Origin of the sequence: Streptomyces aculeolatus (assembly GCF_020400605.1) — a bacterium.
GTDB lineage: Bacteria > Actinomycetota > Actinomycetes > Streptomycetales > Streptomycetaceae > Streptomyces > Streptomyces aculeolatus.
This window is the reverse complement of sequence record NZ_JAINRD010000021.1, coordinates 91,260-108,156: the sequence shown is the minus strand read 5'-3', so window position 1 is coordinate 108,156 and position 16,897 is coordinate 91,260. Positions and strand designations below refer to the sequence as shown.

Genomic DNA, 16,897 nt, shown 5'->3' with positions numbered 1-16,897 from the left:
GCGGCGTCGACAATGCGGGGCGATCGGGGAACGGTGGAGGTCTCCCGGACGTCCCTTTTACCGAATCATCGCCTTACTTCGACGTTCCTTTACCCACCCCGGCCCCGACCCGGCCGCGACGACCCCCGGGAGTACCGCATGCGCCACTTCGGGCACGTCTCCCCGGACGTACGTGCCGCGCTGTTCCACCGCGAGCCCGCCGAATTCACCGCCGACGCCCCGCCCGCCGAGCTGGCCATGGCCCTCGGCGCGACCCTCTACAGCCCCGCCACCCGCCCGCAGCTCGCGCGCGACATCCGCGTGCAGGCGGCGCGCGGGGTGGTGTCGATGGTGCTGTGCCTGGAGGACTCCATAGCGGACGACGAGGTGCCGGAGGCGGAGGCGAACGTCGTACGGCAGCTGAAGGAGCTGGAGCGGCAGGACGCCGGCGGTGTCCTGCCGCTGCTGTTCGTCCGGACCCGGGAGGCGGGCCAGATCCCCGACCTCGTGGCGCGCCTGGGCCCCGCGGCGCGGCTGCTGTCGGGGTTCGTGCTGCCGAAGTTCACGGCGGTGCAGGGGGTCGCCTTCCTGGAGGCGGTGATCAAGGCGGAGCAGTCGACGGGGCCGGGGGGCCGGCGGCTGTACGCGATGCCGGTGGTGGAGTCGCCCGAGGTGCTGCACCTGGAGTCGCGGGCGGCGGCGCTGCGGGGCATCGCGCGGGTGCTGGAGCAGTACCGGGAGCGGGTGCTGGCGGTGCGGCTCGGGGTCACGGACTTCTGCGCCGCGTACGGGCTGCGGCGCTCGCCGGACATGACGGCGTACGACGTGCAGCTGGTGGCGTCGGCGATCGGGGACGTGGTCAACGTCTTCGGGCGGGCGGACGGGAGCGGCTTCACGGTCACGGGGCCCGTGTGGGAGTACTTCCGTCAGCAGGAACGATTGTTCAAGCCGCAGCTGCGGAGCAGCCCCTTCGCCGCCGGACGGGCGGAGGAGCTGCGGGCGGCACTCATCGAGCACGACATGGACGGGCTGCTGCGGGAGATATCCCTGGACCGCGCGAACGGGCTGCAGGGCAAGACGTGCATCCACCCCAGCCACGTGGCGCCGGTGCACGCGCTGTCGGTGGTGAGCCACGAGGAGTACATGGACGCGACGGACATCCTGCGCAAGTCCGGCGCGGGGGGCGGGGTGATGCGGTCCGCGTACACGAACAAGATGAACGAGGCGAAGCCCCACCGGGCGTGGGCCGAGCGGACGCTGCGGCGGGCGCGGGTGTTCGGCGTCGCGCGGGAGGACACGACGTTCGTGGAACTGCTGGCGGCGGCGGGGCAGGGGGACGGCTGATGGACGCGCCTACGGCCGCTTCCGGCGGAACCTGGTCCGGGGAGTGGGTGGAGAGCAGGCTCGGCGTCGAGCTGTCCGGCCCGGCGGAGCTACGGGACCTGGTGGGCCTGGCGCTGCGCCGCAACCCGCGCCGGGCACACCTGCTGGTCTCCACGGTCCTCGGCAAGCACGTCCCGCAGCGCCCCTCGCGCATCCACGGCGCCGGCCTGCGCCTCGGCGGCCTCGCCCGGGACCTGCTGGGCGCGGACGCCGCGGCCCGGGCGGTGGTCCTCGGCTACGCCGAGACGGCCACCGGCCTGGGCCACAGCGTGGCCGACGGCCTGGGGGCCGCCGCGTACCTGCACTCCACCCGCCGCCCGGTCGCCGGAGTGACCAGGGCCGCGGGCTTCGAGGAGGAGCACAGCCACGCCACGGAACACCTGCTGCTGCCGGCCGACCCCGGCCTGCTGACGGGGGACGGCCCGCTGGTGCTGGTGGACGACGAACTGTCCACGGGCCGCACGCTGCGCAACACGATCGCGGCCCTGCACGGGGCCCGCCCCCGGGCGCGGTACGTGGTGGCGGCGCTGACCGACATGCGCTCCGAGGAGGACCGCAGGGCGCTGGAGAAGTCCGCGGCGGACCTGGGCACGCGCGTGGACGTGGTGTCGCTGGCCGCCGGCACGGTCCACCTGCCGCCGGACGTCCTGCACCGCGGCACGGAACTGGTGGCCCGCCACGAGCGCCTCGCGGAGACCGGGGGTTCCGCCGCGGACGGCGGCGCGGGGCCCGCTGCGCGGGGCGCGGCGGGGGAAGCCGGTACGGCGCCTCCGGCGGCGGGCGCGGGCGCGACGACCGCACCGCCGCGTGCGGGCGGCGACGCCGGGGCGTCGGCCCGGTCGACGGATGCCGCGCCCGTGCGGCGCATAGCGCTCGGGTGGCCCGCCGGGGTACCCGACGGTGGGCGGCACGGGTTCAGCGCCGCCCACCGGGAGCGGCTCGACGCCGCCCTGCCCGCCATGGCCGCCCGTATCGCCGAGGCCCTCGCCCTCCCCGGGACCCCGGCGGAGCCGCCCCGCATACTCCTCCTCGGCACCGAGGAGCTGATGTACGCGCCCCTCCGCCTCGCCACCGCCCTCGAAGACCTCCTCCCCGGCGCCGACGTCCGGTTCTCCTCCACCACCCGCTCGCCCGTGCTCCCCGTCGACCACCCCGGCTACGCCATCCGCAGCCGCCTCGCCTTCCCCGCCCACGACAACCCCCACGACGACCCCGACGGCCCCCGCTACGCCTACAACGTCGCAGGCGGCGACACCTCCGACCCCTACGACGCGATCGTCACCGTCACCGACTCCGCCGCCGACACCCCCGCCCTGCACGCCCCCGGCGGGCTCCTCGACGCGCTCGCCCCGCACACCCCCCGGGTACTCCTCGCCGTGATCCCCTCGTACGTCCCCCGCACCGCCGAGCCCCTGCGCGGGCCCGCCTTCTCCTCCTACGCACCCGACGAGGTCGGCTGGCTCCTCAAGGACCTCTCCGACGTCGCCCTCGAAGCCCCCACCGAGGAGCGCGAGGAGGCCATCCAGCGCGGCGGCGCGCACTACGCCGAGTCGCTGCCCGTCGAGTACCAGCCCAGCCCCGACTACGTACGCCTCTTCCACAGCGCGCTCGACGCCACCGCGGGCCGCATCGCCGACGCCGTCGCCACCGTCACCGAGACCGTGCTCGCCGAACGCTCGCCCCGCCCCGTGCTCGTCTCCCTCGCCCGCGCCGGCACCCCCGTCGGGATCCTCATGCGCCGCTGGGCCCGGCACGCCCACGGGCTCGACCTGCCCCACTACGCCGTGTCCATCGTCCGCGGCCGCGGCATCGACACCACCGCCCTGCGCCGCCTGGCCGCCCACCACGACCCCGCCGACGTCGTGTTCGTCGACGGCTGGACCGGCAAGGGCGCCATCGCCCGCGAACTCGCCGCCGCCCTGCGCGACTTCCCCGCCTTCGACCCGCGGCTCGCCGTCCTCGCCGACCCGGGCCGCTGCGTGGACACGTACGGCACCCGCGAGGACTTCCTCATCCCCTCCGCCTGCCTCAACTCCACCGTCTCGGGCCTGATATCCCGCACCGTGCTGCGCGCCGACCTCATCGGCCCCGCCGACTACCACGGCGCGAAGTTCTACCGCGAACTCGCCGGCGACGACCTCTCCGGCCACTTCCTCGACGCCGTCACCGCCCGCTTCCCCGCCCCCGCCGCGGTCCGCCCCATGCCGGCCGCGGCGGAGCGCACGCCCACGTGGGAGGGGTGGGCCGCCGTGGAGCGGATCAGCGAGGCGTACGGCATCGGGGACGTCAACCTCGTCAAACCCGGCGTCGGCGAGACGACGCGGGTGATGCTGCGCCGGGTGCCCTGGCGCGTACTGGCACGGCGCGGCGCGGGCGCCGACCTGGACCACGTGCGGCTGCTCGCGGAGCAGCGCGGGGTGCCGGTGGAGGAGACGGACGACCTGCCGTACACGTGCGTGGGGCTGATCCATCCCCGGTACACCAGGGGCGCGACCGGCGCGGACGGCACCGCCGCCGCGAACGGGACCGACGCCGCGAACGGGACCGACGGCGCGAGCGGGACCGACGGCGCGAGCGGGACGGCGGCGCACGCGCCCGGCGCGGCGCACCCCGACCCGGCGCCCGGCCCGGTTCCCGCCTCCGTTCCCCGCCCCGCCCCCGACACCCCCGGGAAGTCCGCCCCGTGACCGTCATCGCCAGCGACCTCGACCGCACCCTCATCTACTCCCCGGCCGCCCTCGACCTCGCCGTGCCCGACGCCGACGCGCCGCGCCTGCTGTGCGTCGAGGTCTACGAGGGCAGGCCGCTGTCCTTCATGACCGAGACCGCCGCCGCGCTCCTCGCCGACCTCGCGGGCCGCGCCCACTTCGTACCCGTGACCACCCGCACCCGCGAGCAGTACCGCCGCGTCCGGCTCCCCGGCCCGCCGCCGCGGTACGCGATCTGCGCCAACGGCGGCCACCTGCTCGTCGACGGCGAGGCCGACGCCGGGTGGCGGGCCCGGGTGGACCGCGAACTGGCCGCCGGCAGCGCGCCGCTCGCCGAGGTCCGCGCCCACCTGGAGCGGGCCGCGGACCCGGCGTGGCTGCGGAAGCTGCGTACCGCGGAGGACCTCTTCGCCTACCTGGTCGTGGAGCGCGCCGCGGTGCCGGAGGAGTGGCTGAAGGAACTGGGGGAGTGGGCCGGGGGCCGCGGCTGGTCCGTATCGGCGCAGGGACGCAAGATCTACGCCGTGCCGCGCCCGCTGACGAAGAGCGCGGCGCTCGCGGAGGTGCTGCGGCGTGTGGGCGGCCCGGCGGCCGGAGGGGACGTACTCGCCGCCGGCGACTCACTCCTCGACACCGACCTCCTCCTCGCCGCCGACCGCGCCTGGCGCCCCGGGCACGGCGAACTGGCCGCCCGCGGCTGGACCGCGCCGCACGTCACGGCCCTCGGCGAACGCGGCGTGGCCGCCGGGGAGCTGATACTCCGGCAGATGGCAGGATGCCTTTCATGACCACTGCCTCTTCCGCGGGCCGCGACAAGCGCCCCGACCAGACCCCGGAGCTGTACCGGTACGTGCTGGACCACAACCCGCCGCTGGACCCCGTGCAGCGCGACCTCGTGGAGCTGACGCACACCCGCTTCCCCGACTCGGCGAGCATGCAGTCCGCGCAGGAGCAGGGCCCGCTGCTGGCGTTCCTCGTCCGGCTGGTCGGCGCGCGGCACATCGTGGAGGTGGGCACCTTCACCGGGTTCTCGTCACTGTCCATGGCCCAGGCCATGGACGACGGCGGGAAGCTCGTGGCCCTCGACGTCTCCGAGGAGTGGACGGCGTACGCGCGCGAGGCGTGGGAGAAGGGCGGCGTCGCGGACCGCGTCGAGCTGCGGATCGGCCCGGCCGCCGACTCGCTGCGGGCGATGCCCGCCGAGCCGCACATCGACCTGGCCTATCTGGACGCGGACAAGCCCGGCTACATCGAGTACTGGGAGGAACTGGTGCCGCGGATGCGGCCCGGCGGGCTCGTCGTCGCCGACAACGTCCTCTTCCACGGCCGCGTCACCGACCCCGCGGCGACGGGCGGGGCCGCGGCGATCCGGGCGTTCAACGACCACGTGGCCGCGGACGCCCGGATGGACTCGGTGCTGCTGACGGTCGCGGACGGCCTCACCGTCGCGCGGCGCCGCTAGCGGACGACTCCCGGGCCGCCTCCGCCGCGTCCGCTGCGCCCGCCGCCTCCGCCGCGGATCCGGCTTCCGGTTCGTCCGCGTCCAGGTTGCGGGTGCGCCAGTACGGGTTGTCGTGGGGGAGCCGGCCGCTGACGCGCCCGTACATCCCGAACATCGCCAGGACCATGCCCAGGATGAAGCTGAACAGCACGTTCTGCATCTGGAAGGCGAGGAAGTTGGCGCTCGTGTCCAGCAGGGCCAGGTTGACGAAGCCGCTGAGGACGAAGAGGCCGCCGACGACCATGTTGAGCGTCGAGGCGAAGTTGCCGCCGCGGACCATGCCGTAGAGCAGCAGTGCGCCGACGACGATGGACAGGGTGCTCAGCGCGCCGTTGGTGTTCAGGCCGAGGGTCTTGTCGCCGCCGGTGTCGAAGAAACCGATGCGGTCGATGAGCCCGAGGATGCCGAACACCACGAGGAAGAGGCCGGCCAGGCCGGCGCCGGCGCGGTAGACGTTGCTGAGGTGGTGGTCGACGGGCAGGTGCTCGTCGAGCCTGGTGTGCTGGTGGGCGGGATGCCCGACGTGGACGATGTCCGTGAGGGCTTCGCGGCTGCCGGGCACCTCGCCCTCGGGCGGTTCGGCCAGGGGATGCGGCAGGGCCTCCGTGACGTGCTCCTGCTCGGCCATGGCGTGACCTCCTTACGGCGGTCGTACAGCGGTGCCGTAATCCAGGATCCGCCCGGCGCCATACCGGGGCAAGTCGCCCAAGGGGTGCCGTACGCTACGGCGCTCCGCGGCTACGCGCAGCAACCTCCGCCGCAGCACCCGCCCCCGCCGCCCGCGCCGGCCTGCGGCGCGGCACCGGCCCCGGTGGCGGCGCCGCCGACGGCGACGGTGGACAGCAGCTTGACGGTGTCGTCGTGGCCCTGCGGGCAGTCCGCGGGGGCGGAGGACTCGGCCATGGGCCGGCTGACCTCGAAGGTCGTCCCGCAGGAGCGGCAGCGGTACTCGTATCGCGGCATGGCGGACAGCATATAGCGGGTACGGAACGGGCCGTAGGGCGCGCGGCGGCAGCCGGGTCTCAGCGGCCGGTGCCGCTGCCGCGTTCGGTCCGTATCGCCTGGACCACCTCGGCGACCGTCTCGCGCACCGCCTCCAGCTCCTCCAGGAAGCTCCAGTAGTCCGGATGCCGCCCCGTGAGCGCCGCCTCCGCCCGGTCGACCCGCTCGACCGCCGCGTCCAGCGGTCCCGCGTGCCGGGGGTCGGGCCGGTCGCGGCCGGCCATCGCCAGGCGCTGCGCGTCGCGGATGGCGAAGCGGGTGCGGTCCACCTCCGAGGTGCGGTCCTTCTCCACCTCGTCGAGGCGGTGCAGCCGGTCGCGGGCGGCGTCCACGGCCTCGTCGGTGTGGTTCAGCAGCGCCCGTACGCTCGCCAGCAGCGCGATCGCGTCCGGCCAGCGCTGCTCGCGGCGGGCCCGGCCGGCGTCGGCGATCTTCTCCTCCGCCTCCGTGACGGCCTGCGCGGCGCGGTTCGGCACCTCCTGCAGATCCCGCCAGCAGGCCAGCGCGAACCGCCGGCGCAGCTCGCTGAGCACCGGCTTGACCTTCTCGGCACGGGTGGCCAGCGCCTGCGCGCGGGTGCGCAGGCTGACGAGGCGCCGGTCGATCTCCTCGGCGCGCTGCGGCAACTGCTCCGCCTCGCTGCGCAGCGCCTCGGCGTCGCGCTGCACGCCGACCGCGCGGTGGATGGTCTCCTGCACGCCGTGCCGCCCGGCGCCCTCGTTGAGCTTCGTCAGCTCCGGGCCGAGCCGCGCGAGCCGGACCGCGAGGTCGTCGGCCTGGAAGCCCTTGCCGCGCACCTCGTCCAGCGCCGTCGTCGCCGCCAGCAGCGCCTGCCGGGCCCGCTCCACGGCGGGCGCGAGGCGCGCGAGCTGGCTCTCGGCCTTGTCGAGGAGGGGGCCGAGGCCGTGCGCGAAGTGGTTGAGGTCCGAGCGGACCTTCTCCAGCCCGTTGGTGGCCTGCTGGAGCTCCTGCCGGGCGCGGGAGGCGGTGCCGTGGTCGAGGTCGTCGCGGTCCAGGTCGTAGGTGTCGACGGCGGTGATGTACGTGTGGCTGACCTCGTCGATCCGCTGCCCCAGGGCGGCGAAGTCCGAGGCCGCCTTGCGGGCGGCCGGCGAGTCGTCGACGGCGGCGATCGTCTCCACGGAGATGCGCAGGTCGCGCTGCGCGGTATCCAGCTCGTAGAACGCGGTCGCGGCGGCGTCCTTGGCCGCCTGTGCCTCGGCCCGAGCTCCGTCGCCCCGGTCTCCCCAGCCCCACCGCCGGGTGCCGCCTCCGCCTCCGCCGAATGCCACGAGACCCCTTTCCTTGCCCTGCGCTCCCCTGGAGAGTCATTCTCCCACCAGGGGTGAACGAACACACGGCCCGCGACGATCCCCGCGGACCCCGCAGGTCGATCGCCGTCGGCGGGGCACGGTACGCTGTCCCCGCATCCGGGCGCGTAGCTCAGCGGTAGAGCGCTGCCCTTACAAGGCAGATGTCGGCGGTTCGAACCCGTCCGCGCCCACCCGGAGATCAGGCACCCTGACCAGCAGGGGAGCCCGCATTCTCCCTCTCACCATCGGCCTCGGACCCCCTGCGCGGCCTGACGAGGAACCCTTCGACGGCAGCCCCGGCAACGGCCCCGGCCCGCTCGTCGGTGCACTCGACCCTCAACGACGCCGTCCCTGACTATCCCCCCGCGCCCCGCCCGGCACCAGCCGGGCGGGCGCGCTTCGCGTTCCACTCCGTACTCAGGAGGGGTACGGCGGAGCTGTGCGCGCTTCTGAGTACCCGACCGGATGTCACCGTGGGTGTTTGTGGAGCCGCCTGGCAATCGCGGAGTCTGAAGACCGGGACTTGCATCGACGACCGACAAGAACTGGACTTACCTGGTCACCCACAACTGCAACGGCGGCAACTACCAGCGGTGGAACTGGTAGAAAGGCGCTCCGAGGGCCCAACCCCCGGACGACACACCCCCATCGCCTGGCCTTCGAGCCGGGCGGCGGGGGCTCCTTTGTCGCTCTCAGTCCAGGGCCTCGATCGCGCGCAGGATCAGCGCCCGTGCCTCCGCGCCGTACACCGCAAGCTGTGTGAACTTCGCGAACGCCTGCTCGTACAACTCGATCTCGCTGGGCGCGGTGACTCGCACGCGCGCGGCGAGCAGTTCGACGTTGACCTGCGAGTCATCGAAGATCGTGAACGCTTCCAGCGGCCACATGACCCCCTCGCGCGGCGAGGCCGTGGGCACGACGCCGAGGGAGACCGCGGGCAGCGTCATACAGGCAAGCAGGTTGCCCAACTGGCCCGACATTACGCCCCCGTCGCCAAGGCGGTGGTTCAGCACATGCTCCTCGACGAGTACCGCAAAGCGGTGATCGCCTTCGCGGATGACCCGTGAGCGTCGCATGCGCGCGGCCACGGCCTCGCTCACGTCGTCCGGGGTGCCGCGGAAGCCGGCGATGGTGCCCATCAAAGCGGCGGCGTAGGCCGGTGTTTGCAGGTAGCCGGGTACGACATTCGAGGCGTAGGTGCGGAAGGCCCGGGTGCGTTCGTACAGCGGTGCGGCGGCTTCCTGCAGTCGGCGGAGTCCGGTGCGCTGGAGCCGGCGCCACTGGACATACATCTGGTCCGCCTGCCGGTTGGCGGCGATGAGGTCGAGCGCCTGTCCCTCGACGTTGCACGCGGTGCACCAGGCGCGTATGTCGGCGTCAGACGGGGCCGTGTGAGCGTTCTCGATTCGCGATGGCTTCGCGACCGACCAGCCGCAGCGCGCGGCGAGTTCCTTGCTGGTGATCCCCGCGTCCAGGCGCAGCTCCCGCAGCCGGGCCGCGAGAGCTGCGCGCGCCTCATGGGCACTGGACGACGGGGAAAGGGGCATCGGGGTTACTGGATCTCGTACTTGTCGTGCGGGATCGCGCGAGCCCAGACCTTCTCGAACGCTGCAGCGCAACTCTCGACGAGGGACGGATCGACCTGCAACTCCTTGTCGACCCACTGTCCGTCACCGGAGAAGTGGTGGATGCGGATGAACCGGTCGTCGAAGATCCAGAAGTCGCAGCCGGGGAGCAGCAGGTCTGCGGTGTGGCGCCGCGGCAGCCACCGCACCGACTCGCCGGCCTTGACGTTGGCGGTGGTGACGTAGTGCTCCCAGCGGATGTACTGGGTCACCGGCTCGCTGACTACCCGGGCCCGGCGCATCGACACACCGCGGGAGACAGCAGCTGCGACGTCGTCGTGGAACGGCCGCCACCAGGATGCCCGGTCCTCCCAGTCGACGCGGTGACCACGCTGCCACGCCTCGAAGCGCGGGTTCGAAAAGTACCGATCGCGCATCTCCAGGTGGACAGCGGACTGCTTGGCGTCGGCGAGGAGTTCAGCGAACTCCGGGATCGAGTTCATCGCACGCCCTCCTGAGTGCGGGGATCATCCTCTGCGGGATCCTGATGATTGTCTCCTCCGGCGGCTTCGGCGATCGCGCCGGTGATGTGCTGTCGCAGGCGGCAGTCGTCTCCTCGTCGGCGGCGTAGCTCTGGACGAGTAAGTCTCCCGCCTCCGGGTCGACCCACACTGTGGGGCATCCGTCTTCGTCCGTCTCCGGGTCGATCTCAACGAATCGAATGGTCATGGCAACCCTCCTGTCTCGCGAGCTGGTTACGGGGAATTTCACCACCATCAGCCGGTGAGGTGACGCCGTCAAGGGCGCATTGTGGTGGCACACCAGCACACTTCAAGGCGTGCGTAATTCTGTGTAACCCGTCTCCAATCCGCCGCCCGGCATCCCTACCTTCCTGGGCATGGCTGCCCAAGCAGAGGCGCCGTCGGCGCCTGAACGTCCGTTGCTGACCCTCCGTGTGTCCCGCGACAGCGGGCGCACCTACGAGCCCGAGAAGCGGTTCTACTCCCGCGACTGCGAGCCCTCTCTGCTCAACGGCGTCATGCAGCCCTGCGAGTGCCCCCGCTGCGTTGGAAAGCCGTGAGCGTGAGCGCCGCTGCCGGGGACGTGACCGCCCCGCAGACCTACCCCTCGTCACCCGTGTTCCTGCCCGTCCGCGAGGGCCAGGAGGCGCGGCCCGTCCTCGACCGCGAAGGATGCAGCCGGCTCGACCAGGAGCGCCGGGCGGCACGCAACCGCGGCGACCACTCGGCCGCCAGCGACTGCTCCGTTCGCATCCGCCGACACCCCCACCACTGAACTCCCGCCCCCTGGCCGCCTGTCCGAACCGCCAGGGGGCGGGCCAGAAGCCCCGCCCGCCGTTACGCCGGCTCCGGCGGGCGGGGCGCCGCATCACCGCCCCGGGCGTTCCGGGGCGCTGGAGAGGAGGCACACCCGATGACCCGCAACCCGCTGACGATCAACCCTGCTGTGTCGGGCGAACCCGGCGACGAGGACGACAACACCGACATCGAGGACGGCGACGGAGGCGGCGGCAACCCGTCCCCGGGGCACCGCTGAGATGTCAGGAAATGTCAGTCCCCGCGGCTACGGTGCCGCGGGGGCCGACACAGAGCGACAGGAGCGCCATGGGCAGCGAGCAGACCGGCACCGGCCGCGTCACCGTCTTCCCGCTCACCCACCACTGGCCCGACCGCCGCTGCCTGGTCGCCTACACCACCACCGGCCACTTCGGCACCACCGCCATCGTCGGCATCCTGCCGGTGCCCGAGCTGGAGCACCCCGACCTGCTGGCCGTCGCCGCCGACCACCACCCCCAGGGCCTCTACGGCTCCCGCGGCGGGCACGAGATCGCCTGCGCCGGCTGGGTGATCTGCACCGGCTGGTCCGCCCGTATCGGAGGCTCCGGACCCCGCCTCGACATCAAGAGCACCGCCTGGAGCCTGCGCCTGGACCGCCGCATCACGCTGGACAAGCAGATGTACGGGCACGACGTCCTGCACACCGGCACCTTCGCCCTCGACGACGGCGAGCTGGCCAAGCAGGCCCTCCAACTCGTCCGCTGAACGCCCGCCGCCAGCACGGCCGGCGTCCCCCTTGACCCCGGCCGCGCCCACCAGGCCGACCAGCGCCGAAGCCCCGCACCGAGACCGCTGCGGGGCTCTTTCGGCACCGGGCGGGAGCGGGGCGCCGCGGGGACCGCGGGTGGCGCCGTCGCGTGCCGCATTCGGCCAAATTGCCTGGACACCGGGCGACTTCTTACGCCCCGTGGAGAATCTCGTTACGCTGAGTGCGGAACCCGAGGTCCGGCAGGGGGGCGACATGGTCTCAGGTGTGTCCTACTTACCCATCGTGATCATCTACTTCATCCCGGCAGTGATCGCGTTCGCGCGCAGCGTTCGGAATGCCGGTTCGGTGCTGGTGATCAACCTGTTTCTGGGGTGGACGCTGGTGGGCTGGATCGTGGCTCTGGCGATGGCCGTGCGAACCAAGGACAGGGACCCGGGACCGGACAACCGCCGAGCGGGATAGCAGCCCACGAGCGGACCCCGGTTCTGCCGCACCGACGGCACCGCGCCCCCGCCGTCCCGGCAGCGGCACCCCAGGGCTACGGGGCGGGCGGTGTAACGGTGATACGTGCCGTCCGGCCCTTGTCGTCGCGGTACGCGGCACCCGCGAGCACGGCGGCATTGGCGAGGAAGACGGTTCCCCCGGTGTCGAACCACCGCTGCTCCGCCTTCACCGCCGACACGTACGTCTCGCGGGAGACCGCCTCGCGCTTGCCCTTCTCCTTGAGGTAGTAGCCGCCCGCCTCCTTCACCGGCCGGCCGCCGCCCGGGTCGTCGCCCCCGACAAGACACGTCACCGCGCCCGCCGTCATCGCGACGGCGCACACCAGGACCCAGCGGGGCGTGTCGACGTAGATCCAGAGGAAGTCCGGGCCGCGTACGGTCACACCCGCCCGCACACAGCGCAGCACGCCGAGGCCGAAGACCGGCAGAGCGGAACCGAAGAGGCCGAACGCCACCGCGCCGGGCACGACCGGAGCGCCGGGCACGAGCGTCAGCACCGCGACCGCCAGCGACGTGGCGGCCAGCCCGAGAGCCACCCAGATGTGGATCCTGTAACTCACCGGCACACCGCCACCACCCGCCCGGCTCCCCGCCGCTCCTGCACCGCACCGCCGCCGGCCGTGATTCTCCCTTCACCGGCGGCGCGCGGGCAGGCCGCAAAGAGGCACCGGTCAAAGGCTTTTACTGCCGGAATACGGCAACCAGTGCCGGGATACGGCAACTACTGGCGGGATACGGCGACTACGGCGCTGCCGGTCAGTCGGCTATCGGTTCCCCGGCGCCGTCGTCGGGGTCCGTTTCCGTTGCCGTTGCCGTGAGTTTTGCGTCGAAGCGTTCCCGCGCCCACGACCGCAAAGCCGAACGCGAGCTGAAGCGACCCACGTTCGTGTCGATCGGGGACGACGTGTACTGGTGGAAGCGCCACGACGCCTGGATGTCCGGCTTGCCCGGGTCGCCGTTGTACTGGGCGATCCACAGGCCGTCGCCGGCGTAGCTGGTGGTGTCGCGGTTGAGCCAGAAGTCGCGGTTGCAGTAGAGGAGCACCTTGTGGCGGGGCCTGAGCCGCTTCACCTCCTTGATGAACGCGTCCTTCTCCTTGTTGCTCGCCGCGGTGCCCTCGCTCGTGTGCTCCCAGTCGCAGGCGAGCATGTCGCCCGGTTTCTCCTTCGCCTTGTCGACGAAGTACTGCGCCTGCGCCTTGATGTTGCCCGGCCACAAGAAGTGGTAGAACCCCAGCACCAGGCCCGCCTCGCGGCCGTGCGCGGCCTGGTCGCCCTGCTTGGGGTTGACGTAGCTGCGGCCTTCCGAGGCCTTGACGAAGACGAAGTTCATGCCTCGCGTGGAGTAGTTGCCTGACTGGTGCGAACTGACGTCGATGCCCTTGATGGTCATCATTCGTCCCTTTCGAGTGGGGGTCGGGACGGGACGGTGGCCGAATCCCTCGCGCTGTCCGTGGGTGCCCGACGGGTGCCCGGCGGGTGATCGCCGGGGGTCCGTGCTGTCTCGTGCATTTCTCCCCTCATCCCCGTTGCGGACGGGACGCAAGCACCCCTGTGGAATCTCACGCCCCCCGCGCGCGCCCCCAAAGCGCGGGCGCGCGCGGGGAGTTCGACGGGATATTCCGAGGCCGCCGGGCGATACGGAACAGGGCGTTCAGGTTGTGGTTCAGGGGGCCCTTGTGCGGGCATCTCCCGTGTGAGAAGGCCGCTTTACCCGAGGTGGCCACGGATCGGGGGATCTGACCATGAATCTGTACATCTCTGTGTTACGCACCTTGGTTCCGCTCTTCGTCGGCTGGGTCGTGACCGCCGCCGGCGCCTTCGGCGTCGACGCCGACTCCACCACCGTGGCCGCAGGGGTCACCGCGCTCGTCACCGCCGCCTACTACGCGGTGTTCCGGGCGCTGGAGGAATGGGCGACGAAACAGGACTGGAAGCCGCTGCGGCTCGCCGCCGGCGTGCTGCTGGGCTGGGCACGGCCGCCGGAGTACCCGGCCCGGACACCCGCCGCGCAGACCGCTGGTGCGCAGACCGCCGGGGAGTCCGCCGCGGAGTCGGCCAAGGCGCACCCCGTACCCCCGCCCGACGCCGCCGAAGGGCGGACCGCATGAGCGGCGCCGACTGGATCTGGGGCGGACTGCTCGCCCTCGGCGCCGTCGTCGAGGTCGTCGCACTGCGCACCCCGCAGAAAGGCGACACGCTCTCGGAGCGGACCCGGGACTGGTTCCGGGTGCGCACACCCGTGGGCAAGGCGGTCTTCGTCGCGGCCTGGGTGGGCTTCGCCGGCTGGTTCCTGGTACATATTGCCTGGTGACCGGCCCAGCACGCCGTTACCGTGGCCCACGGGGCGCTCCCGCCCCCGTGTGCGTACCGGAGGAACGGCATGAAGCTCACCGTGCTCGGCGGCCGCGGTGCCTGGCCCACCGCGGACGCCGCATGCAGCGGCTACCTCGTCGAGCACGACGGCCACCGGCTGCTGCTCGACCCCGGCTACGCCGTGATGCCGCAACTCCTGCGCCGGCTGCGGCCCGGTGACGTCGACGCCGTCGTCGTCACCCACGGACACCCCGACCACTGCGCCGACCTCAACCCCCTCCTGCGCGCCCGCGCACTGGCCGACACCCCGGCGCCCGCACTACCCGTGTACGCCCCGGCCGGCGCGCTCGACGCCGTACTGGCGCTGGACCGGCCCGGGATGCTGCAGGGCTCGTACGACCTGCGCGCCTTCGACCCCGCGACGGAGCCGGAGTTCACCTCCGGCCCGTTCCGCATCGCGACCCGCTCCCTGCCCCACCACGTCCCCAACGCCGGCCTGCGGCTCACCGCCGCAGACCGCGTCCTCGCGTACACCGGCGACACCGGACCCAGCCCGGCGCTCGCCGAACTCGCGGACACGGCCGACCTGTTCCTCGCCGAGGCCACCTACCCCGAGGACGTGCCCGCGGAGGACGCGCCGTACCTGTCGAGCGCCCGCCAGGCCGGCGGGCACGCGGCCCGCGCGGGCGCGCACCGGCTGCTGCTCACCCACCTGTGGCCGGACGCCGAAGCGGACGGGAGTGGCGACGGGTACGCGGCCCTCGCCGCGGCCCGCCGCGGGTTCGACGGAGAGGTGGGCGTGGCGCGGCCGGGGGTGGTCGTGGAGCTGGGCGGGGAGTAGGACCCGCGCGCCGGCGGTCCTCCCCGGTGCTGCGCCCCGCCGCGCCGGCCGTGCCGTCGCCGGGTGGCGTCCGCCGTGCCGGTCGCCGGGTCGCGAGTCGCCGGCGGTGTGCCCGTACGCCTCGCTACACCCCCCGCGCCGCCGCCATCAGCGCCTCCACCGCCCGGTCCACATCCCCCGGCCCCGTACGCCAGTTGCTGAACGCCGCCCGCAAGCCGTGCGTCCCCCCGTACACCGTCGGCGTCACCACCACCTCCCCGCCCGCCGCCGCGGCCTCCGCCACCGCAGCCACCCGCTCCGCCGTCGGCGATTCCGCCAGCGTGAAGCACACGACGTTCAACCGCACCGGCGCCAGCAGCCGCAACCCGCTCCCCGCCGCGCTCTCCACCCCCTCGCCGAACCGCCGCGCCAGCGCCGCGTTCCGCTCCACCACCTCCCGGTGCCCCTCCCGCCCGTACGCCGCCAGCGTCAGCCACGCCGGCAGGGCACGCAGCCGGCGGGAGTTCTCCGGCGTCAGGTGCACGAAGTCGGGGTCGTCGCCGGCCGGCGCACCCAGATACGCGGCGGCGTTGCGGAAGACCCGGACCTGCAGATCCCGGCGGCGCGTGAACTGCACCGCCGCGTCGTACGGTACGTTCAGCCACTTGTGCAGGTCCACGCAGACCGAATCCGCCTCGTCCAGCCCCGCCACGAGGTGCGCGTGCTCCGGCGACAGCGCCGCGAACGCCCCGAACGCGGCGTCCACATGCAGCCAGAACGGGTAGCGCTCGCGCAGCGCGGCCAGCGCAGGCAGGTCGTCGAAGTCCACGGTGTTGACCGTCCCGCAGTTCGCCACCACGATCGCCGGCCGGCCCTCCAGCTCAGCCAGCACCCCGGACAGCGCCGCCACGTCCACCGCCTCGCGCCCCGGCAGCAGCGGCACCGCACGCAGCGCACCGCGGCCCAGCCCGAGGAGCGACAGCGCCTTCGGGACGCTGGAGTGCGCCGCACCCGACAGGACCGCGACCTCGCCCAGCGCCCCGGCCCCGGCGTCCGCGACCGACACGCCGAGCCGTTCGCCCAGCCACTCCCGGGCCACCGCCAGGCCCGCGACGTTCGACATGGTCGCCCCGGACACGAACGCACCCTCGTGCGCCGCGCCCAGCCCGAACAACTCCCGCAGCCAGCCCACCGTCTCCCGCTCCAGCTCCGAGGCCGCGGAGTCGCCGGCGGCGACCACGTTCTGGTCGTACGCACCCACCAGCCAGTCGCCCGCCACCGCGGCCGGCGTCGCGCCGCCGGTCACGAACCCGAGATAGCGCGGCCCCGCGCTCCCCGACAGGCCCGGCTCCCAGCGCTCCCCGAACCGCGCGAGCGCCGCGGCACCGCCGGCACCGCGCTCGGGCAGCGGCTCGTACGGGCCGCGGGCGTGCGGCGCGGGGGCGGCGACGGGGCGCTCGGCGAGGCCGCGGAGGGCGGCGACGGCGCGGGTGCGGGCGGCGTCGAGGAGTTCGTCGAAGCGGTCGAGGTCGGCGGCGAGGGCGGGATGCACGGTGGCCTCCTGGGCGTACGGCGACGGCGCGGCGGGCGGACGGACGGACGCCGGACGATGTCGGCGCGCGGGCCGTGCGGCCCGACCGCCTCGCGGGTCCGCGGGTCCGCCGCGACCTGCGGCGACGCGGCCGCCGTCCACCCCTGTCCGTACGCTACGGTCCCCCGCCCACTCCGGTCCGGGGCCACT

At 73.5% G+C, this 16,897-nt stretch carries 21 protein-coding genes and 1 tRNA gene; 13 read left to right on the top strand and 9 right to left on the bottom strand.

Annotated elements, in window-relative coordinates; translation table 11 throughout:
• Positions 1-138 precede the first annotated feature (138 nt).
• Genes LG396_RS28910 through LG396_RS28895 form a run of 4 tightly spaced genes read left to right on the top strand, consistent with a single transcriptional unit; the run spans position 139 to position 5,532 of the window.
• The gene (locus LG396_RS28910; RefSeq protein WP_225797021.1) at positions 139-1,323 is read left to right on the top strand and encodes an HpcH/HpaI aldolase/citrate lyase family protein; all 1,185 of its coding nucleotides are present in this window, start codon (positions 139-141) and stop codon (positions 1,321-1,323) included.
• A complete protein-coding gene (locus LG396_RS28905) occupies positions 1,323-4,049 on the top strand; it encodes a phosphoribosyltransferase (protein ID WP_225797020.1) in 2,727 nt (908 codons plus the stop codon). The genes LG396_RS28910 and LG396_RS28905 overlap by 1 nt, the downstream gene beginning before the upstream one ends.
• Positions 4,046-4,858 carry an HAD family hydrolase gene (locus LG396_RS28900; protein WP_225797019.1) on the top strand — a complete coding sequence of 271 codons (813 nt, stop codon included), beginning with the start codon at positions 4,046-4,048 and terminating at the stop codon, positions 4,856-4,858. Before LG396_RS28905 ends, LG396_RS28900 begins: the two co-directional genes overlap by 4 nt.
• The gene (locus tag LG396_RS28895; protein WP_018839016.1) at positions 4,855-5,532 is read left to right on the top strand and encodes an O-methyltransferase; all 678 of its coding nucleotides are present in this window, start codon (positions 4,855-4,857) and stop codon (positions 5,530-5,532) included. Before LG396_RS28900 ends, LG396_RS28895 begins: the two co-directional genes overlap by 4 nt.
• Here LG396_RS28895 and LG396_RS28890 read toward each other — a convergent pair.
• The 3 genes from LG396_RS28890 to LG396_RS28880 form a co-directional block, all read right to left on the bottom strand.
• On the bottom strand, positions 5,510-6,199 hold the full coding sequence (locus tag LG396_RS28890) for a DUF4383 domain-containing protein (protein WP_225797018.1): 690 nt from the start codon (positions 6,197-6,199) through the stop codon (positions 5,510-5,512). The two genes, LG396_RS28895 and LG396_RS28890, sit on opposite strands and share 23 nt — an antisense overlap.
• Positions 6,200-6,309: 110 nt before the next feature.
• Complete coding sequence (locus LG396_RS28885; protein ID WP_026276536.1) at positions 6,310-6,534, bottom strand: FmdB family zinc ribbon protein; 225 nt, start codon at positions 6,532-6,534, stop codon at positions 6,310-6,312.
• A gap of 59 nt (positions 6,535-6,593) precedes the next feature.
• On the bottom strand, positions 6,594-7,865 hold the full coding sequence (locus tag LG396_RS28880) for a coiled-coil domain-containing protein (RefSeq protein WP_018839019.1): 1,272 nt from the start codon (positions 7,863-7,865) through the stop codon (positions 6,594-6,596).
• A gap of 140 nt (positions 7,866-8,005) precedes the next feature.
• Here LG396_RS28880 and LG396_RS28875 point away from each other — a divergent pair.
• Positions 8,006-8,077, top strand: a tRNA-Val gene (locus LG396_RS28875).
• 501 nt (positions 8,078-8,578) lie between these two features.
• On the opposite strand, the gene LG396_RS28870 is transcribed toward LG396_RS28875, so the two are convergent.
• The 3 genes from LG396_RS28870 to LG396_RS28860 are packed head-to-tail and all read right to left on the bottom strand — an operon-like array spanning position 8,579 to position 10,180.
• On the bottom strand, positions 8,579-9,433 hold the full coding sequence (locus LG396_RS28870; protein ID WP_018839020.1) for a helix-turn-helix domain-containing protein: 855 nt from the start codon (positions 9,431-9,433) through the stop codon (positions 8,579-8,581).
• A gap of 5 nt (positions 9,434-9,438) precedes the next feature.
• Positions 9,439-9,954, bottom strand: a complete 516-nt coding sequence (locus LG396_RS28865) for a DUF6879 family protein (RefSeq protein WP_225797017.1) — start codon at positions 9,952-9,954, stop codon at positions 9,439-9,441.
• On the bottom strand, positions 9,929-10,180 hold the full coding sequence (locus LG396_RS28860) for a hypothetical protein (protein ID WP_018839022.1): 252 nt from the start codon (positions 10,178-10,180) through the stop codon (positions 9,929-9,931). Before LG396_RS28860 ends, LG396_RS28865 begins: the two co-directional genes overlap by 26 nt.
• Positions 10,181-10,349: 169 nt before the next feature.
• On the opposite strand from LG396_RS28860, the gene LG396_RS28855 reads away from it, so the two are divergent.
• From LG396_RS28855 to LG396_RS28840, 5 genes are all read left to right on the top strand, one after another.
• Positions 10,350-10,532 (top strand): hypothetical protein, encoded by a 183-nt coding sequence (locus LG396_RS28855; RefSeq protein WP_225797016.1) that lies wholly within the window; start codon positions 10,350-10,352, stop codon positions 10,530-10,532.
• A gap of 2 nt (positions 10,533-10,534) precedes the next feature.
• A complete protein-coding gene (locus LG396_RS28850; RefSeq protein WP_225797015.1) occupies positions 10,535-10,747 on the top strand; it encodes a hypothetical protein in 213 nt (70 codons plus the stop codon).
• A gap of 138 nt (positions 10,748-10,885) precedes the next feature.
• A complete protein-coding gene (locus LG396_RS39440; RefSeq protein ID WP_018839024.1) occupies positions 10,886-11,008 on the top strand; it encodes a hypothetical protein in 123 nt (40 codons plus the stop codon).
• 68 nt (positions 11,009-11,076) lie between these two features.
• Complete coding sequence (locus LG396_RS28845; protein WP_225797014.1) at positions 11,077-11,514, top strand: hypothetical protein; 438 nt, start codon at positions 11,077-11,079, stop codon at positions 11,512-11,514.
• Between the two features lie 286 nt (positions 11,515-11,800).
• On the top strand, positions 11,801-11,980 hold the full coding sequence (locus LG396_RS28840) for a superinfection immunity protein (RefSeq protein WP_225797013.1): 180 nt from the start codon (positions 11,801-11,803) through the stop codon (positions 11,978-11,980).
• A 76-nt stretch (positions 11,981-12,056) separates the two neighbouring features.
• Here LG396_RS28840 and LG396_RS28835 read toward each other — a convergent pair whose 3' ends face one another.
• Positions 12,057-12,581, bottom strand: coding sequence for a hypothetical protein (locus LG396_RS28835; RefSeq protein ID WP_225797012.1), 525 nt, complete (start codon positions 12,579-12,581; stop codon positions 12,057-12,059).
• 196 nt (positions 12,582-12,777) lie between these two features.
• On the bottom strand, positions 12,778-13,413 hold the full coding sequence (locus tag LG396_RS28830; protein WP_225797011.1) for a GH25 family lysozyme: 636 nt from the start codon (positions 13,411-13,413) through the stop codon (positions 12,778-12,780).
• Between the two features lie 352 nt (positions 13,414-13,765).
• On the opposite strand from LG396_RS28830, the gene LG396_RS28825 reads away from it, so the two are divergent.
• The 3 genes from LG396_RS28825 to LG396_RS28815 all read left to right on the top strand — a co-directional run bounded on the left by LG396_RS28825 (position 13,766) and on the right by LG396_RS28815 (position 15,177).
• Positions 13,766-14,131 carry a hypothetical protein gene (locus LG396_RS28825; RefSeq protein WP_225797010.1) on the top strand — a complete coding sequence of 122 codons (366 nt, stop codon included), beginning with the start codon at positions 13,766-13,768 and terminating at the stop codon, positions 14,129-14,131.
• Positions 14,128-14,334 (top strand): hypothetical protein, encoded by a 207-nt coding sequence (locus tag LG396_RS28820; RefSeq protein ID WP_018839030.1) that lies wholly within the window; start codon positions 14,128-14,130, stop codon positions 14,332-14,334. The genes LG396_RS28825 and LG396_RS28820 overlap by 4 nt, the downstream gene beginning before the upstream one ends.
• 69 nt (positions 14,335-14,403) lie before the next feature.
• Positions 14,404-15,177 carry an MBL fold metallo-hydrolase gene (locus LG396_RS28815; protein WP_225797009.1) on the top strand — a complete coding sequence of 258 codons (774 nt, stop codon included), beginning with the start codon at positions 14,404-14,406 and terminating at the stop codon, positions 15,175-15,177.
• A 124-nt stretch (positions 15,178-15,301) separates the two neighbouring features.
• Here LG396_RS28815 and LG396_RS28810 read toward each other — a convergent pair whose 3' ends face one another.
• Positions 15,302-16,708 carry a pyridoxal phosphate-dependent decarboxylase family protein gene (locus tag LG396_RS28810; RefSeq protein WP_225797008.1) on the bottom strand — a complete coding sequence of 469 codons (1,407 nt, stop codon included), beginning with the start codon at positions 16,706-16,708 and terminating at the stop codon, positions 15,302-15,304.
• Positions 16,709-16,897 lie beyond the last annotated feature (189 nt).

Bases quoted from the DNA above. Each gene is read 5' to 3' on its own strand.
- LG396_RS28825 (WP_225797010.1), top strand. From the start codon at position 13,766: ATGAATCTGTACATCTCTGTGTTACGCACCTTGGTTCCGCTCTTCGTC.
- LG396_RS28820 (WP_018839030.1), top strand. From the start codon at position 14,128: ATGAGCGGCGCCGACTGGATCTGGGGCGGACTGCTCGCCCTCGGCGCC.
- LG396_RS28830 (WP_225797011.1), bottom strand. From the start codon at position 13,413: ATGACCATCAAGGGCATCGACGTCAGTTCGCACCAGTCAGGCAACTAC.
- LG396_RS28865 (WP_225797017.1), bottom strand. From the start codon at position 9,954: ATGAACTCGATCCCGGAGTTCGCTGAACTCCTCGCCGACGCCAAGCAG.
- LG396_RS28845 (WP_225797014.1), top strand. From the start codon at position 11,077: ATGGGCAGCGAGCAGACCGGCACCGGCCGCGTCACCGTCTTCCCGCTC.
- LG396_RS28815 (WP_225797009.1), top strand. From the start codon at position 14,404: ATGAAGCTCACCGTGCTCGGCGGCCGCGGTGCCTGGCCCACCGCGGAC.
- LG396_RS28885 (WP_026276536.1), bottom strand. From the start codon at position 6,534: ATGCCGCGATACGAGTACCGCTGCCGCTCCTGCGGGACGACCTTCGAG.
- LG396_RS28855 (WP_225797016.1), top strand. From the start codon at position 10,350: ATGGCTGCCCAAGCAGAGGCGCCGTCGGCGCCTGAACGTCCGTTGCTG.
- LG396_RS28860 (WP_018839022.1), bottom strand. From the start codon at position 10,180: ATGACCATTCGATTCGTTGAGATCGACCCGGAGACGGACGAAGACGGA.
- LG396_RS39440 (WP_018839024.1), top strand. From the start codon at position 10,886: ATGACCCGCAACCCGCTGACGATCAACCCTGCTGTGTCGGGCGAACCC.
- LG396_RS28910 (WP_225797021.1), top strand. From the start codon at position 139: ATGCGCCACTTCGGGCACGTCTCCCCGGACGTACGTGCCGCGCTGTTC.
- LG396_RS28870 (WP_018839020.1), bottom strand. From the start codon at position 9,433: ATGCCCCTTTCCCCGTCGTCCAGTGCCCATGAGGCGCGCGCAGCTCTC.
- LG396_RS28890 (WP_225797018.1), bottom strand. From the start codon at position 6,199: ATGGCCGAGCAGGAGCACGTCACGGAGGCCCTGCCGCATCCCCTGGCC.
- LG396_RS28895 (WP_018839016.1), top strand. From the start codon at position 4,855: ATGACCACTGCCTCTTCCGCGGGCCGCGACAAGCGCCCCGACCAGACC.
- LG396_RS28905 (WP_225797020.1), top strand. From the start codon at position 1,323: ATGGACGCGCCTACGGCCGCTTCCGGCGGAACCTGGTCCGGGGAGTGG.